This is a genomic window from Natrinema soli (genome assembly GCF_028618695.1).
Map to the genome: position 1 here is coordinate 1 of NZ_JAQIVI010000260.1, position 11,531 is coordinate 11,531.

The following is an 11,531-nucleotide window of genomic DNA, read 5'->3' on the forward strand; positions in this document are numbered from 1 at the left end:
CCATCTGTACGGCGGACCGCAGGGGTAGGATCCTCATTTCCTTCGGACGTATTCATAAGCCTTCAGAGGTACATAACCCCTTCGGACTCCGAATCGTCCGCGACGACACGGCGTATCCAAACGCCCCGTCGCCACATCTTCGTGTTCACATCCGAATGCCCTCGAACGTATAAGGGCGTCGGATCGCCCCCACGCCGGAAACCGCAGCCGGCGGGGGTGTGTACGATCACAACTGAACGCCCAGGCACGTATAAGGGCTCCGGATCATCGCGACCGGCAGTTCCGGTCGCGACCATCGTCGTGTGGAGCCCTCGAGTACGCAGTCTCTCGTCGGATTGACCCGACGAGGTGTCCGAGGACGGATGTGATTCCTTCCTCCGTGCCGGGTTGCGGCCGGAGGGAACGTGGCGGCGTGCGCCACGTCGTTCGCATTACAATCAGATGCCGGGTGTACATATAAGACCGTCGGACGAGACCTGTATCGGAACCCGATACCATGCCACGGTTTTCCACGAAAACATAGTGTCAATAACACTGATAAGTGCGATAGCTGCTCGAGCGAGCGGAACCAGTCTCGAGAATGTCACGCGGGCGGAGGTCGGCCGATCATCCCACCCTTGCAGGTGCGGTCTGGCCGAATGATACCCGCGTGGGTCGCACTCGAGCGCGCACGCGCAAGAAGGCTTCGTGTCGAGAGTTCCCGAGCGAGGGATAGAGACGCGCATCGATGCCGATAAACCACGTGCGTTGCAAGGGGGAGACGAATGGTCCGGGACCCGTTCGCTTCGGAGTCGACGCCGTCCGCCGAGGAGATCTGCTCTGCGCTGGACGATCCCGACTGCCGTGAGATCATCCGGAATCTCGAGGAGCCGATGACTGCATCGGAGCTATCGAAGCGGTGTGAGATCCCGCAATCGACGCTGTACCGGAAACTCGAGTTGTTGACCGAGTCGACGTTACTCGAGGAGTCGACCGAGATTCGACAGGACGGTCACCACGCGAGCAAGTACTCGGTCGCGTTCGACGAGATCACGCTCGGGCTGGACGAGGATCGGTCGCTGTCGATCGATATCGAGCGACCGGCCCGGACGGCGGACGAACGGCTCGCAGAGCTGTGGTCGGAGGTGCGAAAGGAAACATGAATCTAATTCCGACGGGGCCAACCGAGACGATGCTCGCGCTGGCGGTCGTCAAGACGCTCGTTCTCGTGGTCGGGGGTGTCATCACGTACTTCGCATTCAAGGCGTATCGGCGGACCCGACAGCGGGCGCTGGGGTATCTCGCGGCCGGATTCGGACTCGTCACGCTCGGCTTGGTACTCGCCGGGATGTTGTACGAACTCCTCGAGGTCGATCTCGCGACCGGAGTCCTGCTCGAGAGCCTGCTTGTCCTGGCCGGATTCCTCGTAATCGCGTATTCGCTGTACGTGCAGTAACGAGCGCGAGCGCCGATCAATAGAAGGCGGACTCGGGGTGTGAAGACGGACTCGAGGCGAAAGCGACGCGGAACGGACTCTTCGTGCCGCCTCGATGAGGAAGAGGAAACAGTAGATTGCCATCGTGGCAACGGGGAATTACCACGCCCACCCCAGTCGATTCGTTCGCTGCTCACGGTTCCCATCGGTCACCCTTCGCTATCGAGGGATTCACTCCGTTCATCCCTCGCACCGCTCACTCATCCCTCGCACGGAGTCGTCCTGCGGTTCGCTGTCGGCGAACCGCAAGCCAGCGCGCGCCATGGTGGATTACCAAATAGCGCGACGCGGCGGATCGTGGCCGTCACGTCGTCGGTACGAATCAAGCCGTCATCGATTCAGGGTGTGAATCGCGTGTCCGAGCGCGTTCTCGGCGGCTTCCATCACCGATTCCGAGAGTGTCGGATGGGCGTGGACCGTCGCGGCGACGTCCTCGAGCGTCGCGCCGAGTTCGATCGCGAGGCCGAGTTCGGCGATCAGTTCCGAGGCTTCGGGGCCGACGATCGAGGCGCCGAGGACGTAGCCGTCCGAATCGTCGGCGACGATTTTTACGAAGCCGTCCGAGTCGCCGGTCGTCAGCGCGCGGCCGCTGGCCCGGAACGGGAACTGCCCGGTCACGGCGTCGAAGCCGGCTTCTTCGGCCTCGGACTCAGTCATTCCGACGGTGGCGATTTCGGGATCGGTGAAGACGACTGCGGGGATCGCCTGGTGGTCGAGGGCCGCGGGCTCGCCGGCGATCACCTCGGCGGCGACCTTCCCCTCCGCGCTGCCTTTGTGTGCGAGCATCGGTTCGCCGGCGACGTCGCCGACGGCGAAGATGTGGTCGACGTTCGTGCGTGCGCGCGAATCGGTCTCGATGAAGCCGCGGTCGTCGGTTTCGATCCCGGCTTCCTCGAGATCGAGCGTCTCGGAGACGGGAGACCGGCCGACGACCACGAGGACGGTCTCGACGTCGAGTTCGAGGCGTTCCGCTTCGATCGCCTCGGTGCTTCCCCCATTCGCTGCGGCGCCGTCGACCGGCTCGGCGACGACGCGGATGCCGTTACCCGGCTCGTACCACTCGGAGGCGGTGTACCCGAAGTGAAAGTCGATCCCGAGGGCCTCGGCTCGCTGTTTGACCGGTCGTGTGAGGTCGTCGTCGTAGCCCGGCAGGATCGAGTCGAGCATCTCGACGACGGTCACGTCGGTGCCGAGTTTGGCGAAGACGCTCGCCAGTTCCATCCCGATGTAGCCCCCGCCGACGACGACCATCGAGTCGGGGACGGAATCGAGTGCGAGCGCCTGTCGCGAGTTCAGTACGGGCTCGTCGTCGAACGAGAAGTCGGGAATCGAGATGGGGCGCGAGCCAGTCGCCACGATGGCGTTCTCGAACTCGAGGGTCTCCGAGCCCTGGCCCTCGCCGCTGTGGGAGACGCGGACGGTGTTCTCGTCCGCGAATCGGGCGGTGCCCTCGAGCAGGGTGACCTGATTCGCCTTGCAGAGCTTCTCGACGCCGCTCGTGAGCTGATCGACGACGCCGTCCTTCCAGTCCATCATCCCGGCGAGGTCGATCGCGGGGTCGGCGTGGATCCCCATCTCCTCGGCGGCGGCGGCCTCGTGGGCGACGTCGGTCGCGGTAATCAGCGCTTTCGAGGGGATGCAGCCGTAGTTCAGGCAGGTCCCTCCGTAGGCGTCTTTCTCGACGAGCGTGACGTCCAGATCGAGTTGGCCGGCGCGGATCGCGGCCACGTAGCCGGCCGGGCCCGCGCCGATGATCAGTACGTCCGTTCCGGTGGTGACGTCTCCGACGACCATCGGTTACCGTCCTCCGTCGTGCGTGAAATGTGCGCTCATGTTCGGTAGGTTCGTCTTCGATCACTCGAGCAATAGTAGGCCGGGGTTCTCGAGGTACTCCATGACGGTGTTCGTGAACCGGGCACCGACGGCTCCGTCGATCAGTCTGTGGTCGAACGACAGCGAGAGCGTCAGCACCGAGCGAGGTTCGATCGACTCATCGCCATTCTCGTCGATGACCACGCGGGGTTTGCGCTTGATCTCGCCGATCGCGAGGATCCCCGCCTCGGGGTAGTTGATGATCGGCGTGGCGTACTCGCCGCCGATGCCGCCGACGTTGGTGATCGTAAACGTCGACCCCTGCAGTTCGCCGGGGCTGATCGTCCGATCGCGGGCCTTCCGGACGAGTTCGTTCATCTCCGAGGAGAGCTGGAGCAGTCCCTTCCGATCGACGTCGTCGACCACCGGCACCATCAGTCCGACGTCGGTCGCGGTTGCGACGCCGATGTTGTAGTAGTCGCGGTAGACGACCTCCTCGTTTGCCTCGTCGATGACCGCGTTCATCTCGGGGTGTTCTTTCAGCGCCGCGACGACAGCCTTCATGATGAACGGCATGTAGGTCAGTCGAATGCCCCGCTCCTCGGCGCGCGGTTTGAGATCCTCGCGGACCCCCACGAGTTCGGTGACGTCGACCTCGTCGTGGTGGGTGACGTGGGGCGCGCTGTACTTCGACTCGACCATCGCCTCGGCGATGCGCTTGCGGACGCCCCGGAACGGCTCGCGGCGTTCGCGCTCGCCCTCGGGGAAGTCGGTCCCCTTCGTCCCGGCCGATTCGCCTGCTTCGATCGCTTCCCTATCTGCTTCTTGCGCCTGACGCTGTGCCTCGGCGTACTCCCGAACTGCGTCTGGCGAGACAAATGCCTCGCCGTCGCGCTCTTCGGTCGCCGGGACGGCGTCGATGTCGACGCCCTCCTCCTCGGCCATCCGCCGGGTCGCCGGTGCGGCCAGCGTCTTGTCGCGGTCGGCAGATTCGACCTGTGCCGGCGTCTCGGTCCGCTGTGGACTCGAGACCCCGGTCGCGCTCTCGGTCGCCGTTTCCCCGGTGGAATCGGTATCTTCACTCGTACCGATCGGATCGCCGGATCCGGAGGTCCCCTTGCCGGATGACGGTTCGGCGGTCCGTTGGTGCGTCTGAGCCGTTGGGTCACTGGATCGGCCGCCCATCGCTACCTGCACGTCGGCCGCGGTGATCCGACCGCCGGGACCGCTGCCCTGAATTTGCGAGAGATCGATTCCCTGTTCGCGAGCCATGCGACGGACGCGCGGCGGTGCGAAGAAACGGTCGTCGGGCGGCGCGACCTCCTCCGTATCCGCTCCGGTCGCGCCGGGGCTGCCAGCGGCTTCGTCACTTGCGGCCTGTTGCTCGCTCGGTTCGTCGACGCCGGCGGGTTCGCTCGTCCGCTCTCGCTCCGATTCGGTCGGCTCTTCGGCCCCCTCATCTGCTTCGCCCGCAACGTCGAACGAGATGATGACGGTCCCGACGGGGACGATCTCGCCCGCCTCGACGTGTAACTCGCGGACGGTGCCGTCGACCGGCGCGGGAACCTCCACGAGCGCCTTGTCCGTCTCGACCTCCGCGACCGGCTGGTCCTCGGAGACCGTCTCGCCTTCCTCGACCAGCCACGAGACCAGTTCGCCCTCCGCGACTCCCTCGCCGACGTCCGGTAGTTCGAACTCTCTGACCATGTTAGAACTCCACCGCGTTTCTGATACCGTCCTCGATGCGCGCCGGCTCGGGCAGGTAGTAGTCCTCGAGCGCGTACAGCGGGAACGGCGTGTCGAAGCCCGTGATGCGCTCCACCGGCGCTTCCTGATACAGGAGCGATTCCTCCTGCAGGGTCGCGGTGATCTCGGCTCCCAGACCGCCCGTCTTGGGTGCCTCGTGGACGACGGCAGCGCGGCCGGTCTTCTCGAACGATTCGACGATGGTCTCCTCGTCCAGCGGGGACACCGTCCGCAGGTCGACCACCTCGGCGTCGATCCCCTCGTTCGCGAGGTTCTCCGCGGCCTCGAGCGTCGGCCGGGTCATCGCGCCCCACGTATAGACCGAAATATCTGAACCCTCGCGGCGGACGGCCGCCTCGCCGATGGGGACCTCGTACGATTCGTTGGGGACTTCCTCGCGGAAGGCCCGGTAGATGAGCTTCGGCTCGAGGAAGAGCACCGGATCCGGGCTTCGGATGGCGCTGGTCAGCATTCCCTTGGTGTCGTAGGGGGTGGAAGGAATGACGACTTTGAGCCCGGGCTGGTGGACGAACATCGCCTCCGTCGACTCGGAGTGGTGTTCCGGCGCGCGGATCCCGCCACCGTAGGGAGCCCGAATAACCATGGGGCACGTGTATCGCCCGCGCGAGCGCGTTCGCAGGCGCGCCGCGTGCGAGACGATCTGGTCGAACGCGGGGTAGATGAAGCCCATGAACTGGATCTCGGGCACCGGCCGCATTCCGTAGGCGGCCATTCCGATCGCCGTCCCGACGATCCCCGACTCCGCGAGCGGCGTGTCGATCACGCGATTCTCGCCGAACTCGTCGTAGAGTCCCTCGGTCGCGCGGAAGACGCCGCCGTTCTTGCCGACGTCCTCTCCCATGACGAGGACGTCGTCGTCGCGCTCCATTTCGGTGTGCAACCCGTCCTGTACCGCCTGTACCAGCGTGAGGTTCTCTGATCCTGATTCTGCAGCCATGGTATCACTCCAGCAGCGCGTCGTCGCCGTGGTCGTCGCGAATCGATTCGAAGTACTCGAGCTGTCGTCGTAACCGTCGGGGCATCCCCTCGTAGACGTGGGCGAAGATTTCCTCGGGATCGGGTCGTTCGAACGACTCGGCCCCGTCGATGGCGTCGGCGACCGCCTCTTCGATCCGCGCTTCGATCGCGTCGACCCGTTCGTCGTCAAGCATGCCGTTCGATCGCAGATACGTCTCGAGGCGCGGGATGGGGTCCTTCTGCTTCCAGCGTTCGACCTCGTCGTCGGTGCGGTAGACGGAGGGGTCGTCGGCGGTGGTGTGAGCCCCGAACCGGTACTGGACCGCCTCGATCAAGGTGGGGCGCAGTTCGCCCTCGCCGGGATTCTTCGCCTTCTCGACGGCCTCGCGGGTGACCTTGTACACGGCCAGCGGGTCCATCCCGTCGACCTGCACGCCCTCGAAGCCGTAGGCGGTGGCCTTCTGGGCCAGGGTCGCACTCGCCGTCTGGCGCTCGCGCGGGACGGAGATAGCCCACTGGTTGTTGTTACAGAAGAAGACGTTCGGCGTGTCGAAGACGCCGGCGAAGTTCAGCCCCTCGTGGAAGTCGCCCTCCGACGTGGCCCCGTCGCCGAAGTAGCAGACGAAGGCCTTCTCCTCGCCCTGCAGTTTCGACGCCCAGGCCGCGCCGGTCGCGTGGGGAATCTGGGTCGCGATGGGGACGGCGACCGAGAAGATGTTGACGTCTTCGGGCATGTAGTTGCCCCGCTCGTGGCCCATCCAGTAGAGCAGGGTTCGCTCGAGGGAGAGGCCCCGCACCAGCCCGACGCCGTGTTCGCGGTAGCTGGGGAAAACCCAGTCGTCGTCGGCCAGCGCGTGGGCGCTGCCGACCTGTGCGGCCTCCTGGCCGGACAGCGGCGGATAGGTTCCCATCCGTCCCTGCCGCTGGAGGCTGACGGCCCGTTCGTCGAAGCGACGCACGAGCCGCATCTGCTCGTACATCTCAACGAGTTCGTCCTCGGTGAGGTCGGGCACATCGACGCCCTCGCGAACGCGGCCCGCTTCGTCGAGTACCTGTACTCGTTCGTCGGGATCGCGCTGTAACGTACTCACGGGAAGACCCACCTGTACATACCCTCATAAACTATCGCTCAGGGTAAAGGAGTTTCCCAAATAGTTTACTAACGGAGAGATTCTTGCCAGCCCACTTCGAAAATATCGACCCTCAGTGGAAGATTTTGGACAGAAGTGATCGGATATGGGTATTTTGTGCTGATCGTCGAAGCAGGGCCTCGAGACGGTACTGGGACTGGGTGAAACCGACGTTCGATCGAAGCCGGTTCACCGATCGATACGGCGGAGCGCCAGTTCGTCGCATCACTCAGGACTCGGATCGCTCCGGACTCGAGCGCCGCGCGTCGGCTCGCGCCTCCTCGACGCTCTTGCCCTCGCGCAACACGGCGTCGACGAACAGTTCTCCCGCCTTGTACGACGACCGAACCATCGGGCCGCTCGCACAGTACAGGAACCCTAACTCGTCCTCGGCGACGCGTCGCCACGTCTCGTACTTGTGGGGATGGTCGTACCGCTGGACCTCGAGGTGGTCTCTCGACGGTCGCAGGTACTGCCCCAGCGTGACGATGGCGACGCCGCGCTCGCGCAGGTCCGCGAGGGTCTGGTAGACCTCGTGGTCGTACTCGCCGTGACCGAGCATGATCGAGGTCTTCGCGTAGATGTCGGACTCGCGCTCGATCTGCTCGAGCACCGAGAGGCTCTGCTCGTAGCCCGCGCGTCGATCCCGAACGGGGAACTGCAGGCGCTCGACGGTTTCGACGTTGTGCGCGATCACGTCCGGTTCGGCGTCGATAATCTTCCGGACGAGGCGTTCGTCGCCCCGAAAGTCGGGAATGAGGACCTCGACGAGGATCCCGGGGTGGCGCGTCTTGATCTCGCGGATCGTCTGGGCGAAGTGACCCGCGCCCTGATCCGGGAGGTCGTCGCGGTCGACGCTCGTCAGGACGACGTAGTCGAGACCGATCTCGGCGACCGCCTCGGCGACGTTCTCGGGTTCGTCGGGATCGAGCGGCTCCATCCCGCCCGTTTTCACGTCGCAGAAGTTGCAGGCTCGAGAGCAGCGGTCGCCCATCAGCATGAAGGTGGCCGTCCCGCCGCTGCCGTCGCCGTTGCCGTCGCCGGATCCCGCGGTTCCACCGGGACCGGCTCGGCCCGACCAGCACTCGCCCAGGTTCGGGCAGTTAGCCTCCTCACAGACGGTGTGCAGGCCGTGTTCCCGCAGCGTCTCACGGATGCCGGCGAATTCCCGGCCCGACGGCGGGCGGCTCTTCAGCCAGTCGGGTTTGCGCGCACGGCTCATAGTCGATCATCGAGCCGCGAAGTGAAAAACCGTGGTGATCTCACGGCCGACTCCGCGATAGCGGGGACAGTACGTGTCGTCAAAACGGCTGACACTCAGCCACATCGCCGTTAATCGGTCCGTTCCCCCCGATAGCTTTACAGGCGGGTACGGAATAGGCGCGTCCGATGGCCTTCGGCTCGACACCAGACTGGTTTCACATCAGCGACGACGAGAGTATCGTCTGGGAGAGCCGGCCTCACCCGATCACGATGGGGATCAGACTGCCGATCGGGATCGGGCTCGCGCTCGTCGGTTTTCTCGTCGCTGGCTGGAGCGGGACCGACGGCATCGGCCTCCTGACGATACTCGGGGTCCTTCTGATCGTCGTCGGCGCGGTCGCCGCGTCCATCCGCTATTTCGTCTGGACGAACACCCGCTACGTCATCACCTCTTCGGAGCTCTACAAGAAACGCGGGATCGTCTCGAGGGACGTCACCCAGTTCCGCCTCGAGAGAGTCCAGAACACCAGTCTTCGCCAGTCGGGGATCGGCCGCCTACTGGGCTACGGCGACCTGACCGTCTACACCGCCGGCTCCGGCGACCCGGAGCTGACCTTCGAACGCGTCCCCAAGCCCGAACGGGCGAGCAGCCGGCTCAGCGACCAGCTCGATGACGTCGCAACGGATGAAACGGCCGTCTGAGCGACAACTCGGAATTCGGGAGGAGAGTCGTCGACCGTCCTTCGCTGACAGGGAGACGCTCGAGCGGACGGTGACATCCTCGGAACGGTCGGTAAATCAAAGATCATTAGATCAACGATGTCCTAGAAGTCGCAATGTCTTCACAGCTGATAACGTCCGAAGAGGGACCGGTATCGCGGGGCTCGAGCGTTGCAGCGAGTGCGGGGCTCGGCGTCTTCGCCGCCGCGCTCGGCTATCTCGTCACGTACCTGTTGATCGGGAGCGAAGTACGCGAGGTGGCCGGCGATGATGTCGCCACGTGGAAGGGGGTCGCTTGGTACTTCTACAGCGCTCACTTGGTCGACCTCGAGGTCAGCAGCTCGTTCGGGCCGTTCGGCGGGACGGGCACCGTGAACCTCATCGCGGAGTCGAGCGCGGCAAACGCCGACCTGCTGTACGTCGTCCCGCCGCTCGTGCTCCTCGGTGCGGGCGCACTGCTGTCGCTCCGGCTGAACGCGACCGATTTCGGCGAGGCCGTCGCGATCGGCGCGCCGGTGACGATCGGCTACGCCGTGGTGATGGGACTTGGCGCGCTTGTCGCCGAGTCCAGCGGTACGCTCTCTGCCGGAATCGGGATCAGCGAGTCGATCACCCCGGCGACGGTCCCCGCTGTCCTACTCGGTGGTATCCTCTACCCGCTGGTGTTCGCCCCGATTGGGGCGGCGCTAGCTCTCCTGTTCGCCGACCGGTAGGTTCGGCGACTCGAAGGAAACGCCTTTGACCCGGCACTCCCCCATACCGTGTGATGGAGGTCGCCGAGGTTCTCCCCGAATTCGCCGACGCGTTCGCCTTCGAGGAGTTCAACCGAATGCAACGCGAGGCATTGCCCGCACTGCTCGAGTCCGAGGAGAACGTGGTCGCGAGCGCGCCCACGGCCTCGGGGAAGACGGCGCTCGCGGAACTGGCGATCTGCAAGGCGCTCGCCGACGGCGGCACGGCGCTGTTTATCGCCCCGATGCGAGCGCTCACGAACGAAAAGGAAGACGACTGGGACCGCTTCGAGGAGCTAGACCACTCCGTCTACGTCGTCACCGGCGAGCGCGACCTGAACCCCCGGCGGGCGCGCCGGGCGGACATCCTCGTGATGACTCCCGAGAAACTCGACTCGGCGACCCGCAAACACGATTCTCGACGGTACGACTTCGTCACCGATATCGACGTCTGCGTCATCGACGAGGTGCACCTGCTGGACGCGGATCGGCGGGGCTCCGTGCTCGAGGTGACGATCTCCCGGCTCCGGCGACTCTGCGAGCCCCGAATCATCGCGCTATCGGCGACGATGCCGAACGTCGACGACGTGGCGGCGTGGCTCGATGCGCCCGAGGAGACGACCTTCGAGTTCGGCGAAGAGTACCGACCCGTCGAGCTCAACGCGGGCGTCAAGACCTACACCCACGGCGACAACTCCTTCGCGGACAAGTACCGCCGGCTGTATCGAGCGCTCGACCTCGCGGAACCCCACCTCCGGGAGGACGGCCAGTCGCTCGTCTTCGTCTCCTCCCGGCAGGACACCGTTCAGGCCGCGAAGAAGGCTCGCGACGAGATCGCCGAGCGGGATATTCCGATGGGCGCTCGCGGCGACTACGACTTTCACACCGAATCGAAGGACCTCGAGAACGACACGCTCCGCAAATCGGCGCTCGACGGGGTGGCCTTCCACCACGCCGGCCTCTCGAAGAACGACCGGGACCTCGTCGAGGAGTGGTTCAAGCAGGGCCACATCGAACTCCTCTTCTCCACGTCGACGCTGGCCTGGGGCGTCAACCTGCCCGCCCGCTGCGTCGTGATTCGGGACACGAAACTACACGACCCCCTCGAGGGCGAAGTCGACATGAGCCCGCTGGACGTGCTCCAGATGCTCGGCCGCGCCGGACGGCCGGGGTACGACGACGTCGGCTACGGCTGGGTGGTCTGCGATACGGCCGAGGCCGACAAGTACCGCCGGCTGCTCCGCGACGGAAAGGAGATCGAATCCCGACTGGCCGAGAGCTTAGAGACCCACCTCAACGCCGAGATCGCGATGGGAACGATCACCGATCTCGAGGACGTGATGGACTGGCTCGAGACGACGTTTTACTACGTCCGCGGCCAGTCCAAGCCCGACGACTACGACTTCCCCAATCTCCGCCAGCGGGTGCGAGACTGCCTCGAGGGGCTGGTCGACCGCGGGTTCGTCGAGACCGGCGAGGACCTCTCGATCGAGGCGACGCCGCGGGGCGTGTTGACCTCGAAGTACTACCTCAGACTCGATACGGCGGCGCGCTTCGCAGCGCTGTGCGATCGCGTCGGGAGCGAGGGGGACGACGAACTCGAGGCGGACGACATTCTCGCGGCGGTCGCGACCGCCGAGGAGTTCGACTCGGTGTCGGCTCGACAGGACGAACGCGACGCGGTCAACGCGGTGCTCGTGGGGGAGGACACGGCGGACCTCGACGCGGGCGAGCGGA

General features: G+C 65.2%; 10 protein-coding genes. 5 read left to right on the forward strand and 5 right to left on the reverse strand.

Annotated features, from left to right (window positions below):
• The first annotated feature begins 764 nt into the window (after nucleotides 1-764).
• The gene (locus tag PGX04_RS16310; RefSeq protein ID WP_273739476.1) at nucleotides 765-1,142 is read left to right on the forward strand and encodes a winged helix-turn-helix domain-containing protein; all 378 of its coding nucleotides are present in this window, start codon (nucleotides 765-767) and stop codon (nucleotides 1,140-1,142) included.
• Nucleotides 1,139-1,435, forward strand: a complete 297-nt coding sequence (locus tag PGX04_RS16315; protein WP_273739477.1) for a DUF7521 family protein — start codon at nucleotides 1,139-1,141, stop codon at nucleotides 1,433-1,435. Before PGX04_RS16310 ends, PGX04_RS16315 begins: the two co-directional genes overlap by 4 nt.
• Nucleotides 1,436-1,804: 369 nt before the next feature.
• Here PGX04_RS16315 and lpdA read toward each other — a convergent pair whose 3' ends face one another.
• From lpdA to lipA, 5 genes are all read right to left on the reverse strand, one after another.
• Entirely contained in the window at nucleotides 1,805-3,268 is a 1,464-nt protein-coding gene (gene lpdA, locus PGX04_RS16320; RefSeq protein ID WP_273739478.1) for a dihydrolipoyl dehydrogenase, read from the reverse strand.
• Between the two features lie 60 nt (nucleotides 3,269-3,328).
• Entirely contained in the window at nucleotides 3,329-4,993 is a 1,665-nt protein-coding gene (locus PGX04_RS16325) for a dihydrolipoamide acetyltransferase family protein (protein ID WP_273739479.1), read from the reverse strand.
• A 1-nt stretch (nucleotide 4,994) separates the two neighbouring features.
• Entirely contained in the window at nucleotides 4,995-5,990 is a 996-nt protein-coding gene (locus PGX04_RS16330) for an alpha-ketoacid dehydrogenase subunit beta (protein WP_273739480.1), read from the reverse strand.
• Nucleotides 5,991-5,994: 4 nt separating this feature from the next.
• On the reverse strand, nucleotides 5,995-7,101 hold the full coding sequence (gene pdhA, locus PGX04_RS16335; RefSeq protein ID WP_273739481.1) for a pyruvate dehydrogenase (acetyl-transferring) E1 component subunit alpha: 1,107 nt from the start codon (nucleotides 7,099-7,101) through the stop codon (nucleotides 5,995-5,997).
• A 268-nt stretch (nucleotides 7,102-7,369) separates the two neighbouring features.
• Nucleotides 7,370-8,362 carry a lipoyl synthase gene (gene lipA / locus PGX04_RS16340; RefSeq protein WP_273739482.1) on the reverse strand — a complete coding sequence of 331 codons (993 nt, stop codon included), beginning with the start codon at nucleotides 8,360-8,362 and terminating at the stop codon, nucleotides 7,370-7,372.
• Nucleotides 8,363-8,529: 167 nt separating this feature from the next.
• Between lipA and PGX04_RS16345 the strand changes: the two genes are divergently transcribed.
• The 3 genes from PGX04_RS16345 to PGX04_RS16355 all read left to right on the forward strand — a co-directional run.
• Complete coding sequence (locus PGX04_RS16345; RefSeq protein WP_273739483.1) at nucleotides 8,530-9,045, forward strand: PH domain-containing protein; 516 nt, start codon at nucleotides 8,530-8,532, stop codon at nucleotides 9,043-9,045.
• A gap of 134 nt (nucleotides 9,046-9,179) precedes the next feature.
• Nucleotides 9,180-9,776: a DUF7978 family protein gene (locus tag PGX04_RS16350; protein WP_273739484.1), complete on the forward strand. Its 597-nt coding sequence runs from the start codon at nucleotides 9,180-9,182 to the stop codon at nucleotides 9,774-9,776.
• A 53-nt stretch (nucleotides 9,777-9,829) separates the two neighbouring features.
• Nucleotides 9,830-11,531: DEAD/DEAH box helicase (locus PGX04_RS16355; protein WP_273739485.1), on the forward strand; the 1,702-nt coding region annotated here is incomplete at its 3' end.

What these genes read in the sequence shown, in the direction of transcription:
- PGX04_RS16310 (WP_273739476.1), top strand. Translation starts at nt 765, where the DNA reads ATGGTCCGGGACCCGTTCGCTTCGGAGTCGACGCCGTCCGCCGAGGAG.
- PGX04_RS16315 (WP_273739477.1), top strand. Translation starts at nt 1,139, where the DNA reads ATGAATCTAATTCCGACGGGGCCAACCGAGACGATGCTCGCGCTGGCG.
- lpdA (WP_273739478.1), bottom strand. Translation starts at nt 3,268, where the DNA reads ATGGTCGTCGGAGACGTCACCACCGGAACGGACGTACTGATCATCGGC.
- PGX04_RS16325 (WP_273739479.1), bottom strand. Translation starts at nt 4,993, where the DNA reads ATGGTCAGAGAGTTCGAACTACCGGACGTCGGCGAGGGAGTCGCGGAG.
- PGX04_RS16330 (WP_273739480.1), bottom strand. Translation starts at nt 5,990, where the DNA reads ATGGCTGCAGAATCAGGATCAGAGAACCTCACGCTGGTACAGGCGGTA.
- lipA (WP_273739482.1), bottom strand. Translation starts at nt 8,362, where the DNA reads ATGAGCCGTGCGCGCAAACCCGACTGGCTGAAGAGCCGCCCGCCGTCG.
- PGX04_RS16345 (WP_273739483.1), top strand. Translation starts at nt 8,530, where the DNA reads ATGGCCTTCGGCTCGACACCAGACTGGTTTCACATCAGCGACGACGAG.
- PGX04_RS16350 (WP_273739484.1), top strand. Translation starts at nt 9,180, where the DNA reads ATGTCTTCACAGCTGATAACGTCCGAAGAGGGACCGGTATCGCGGGGC.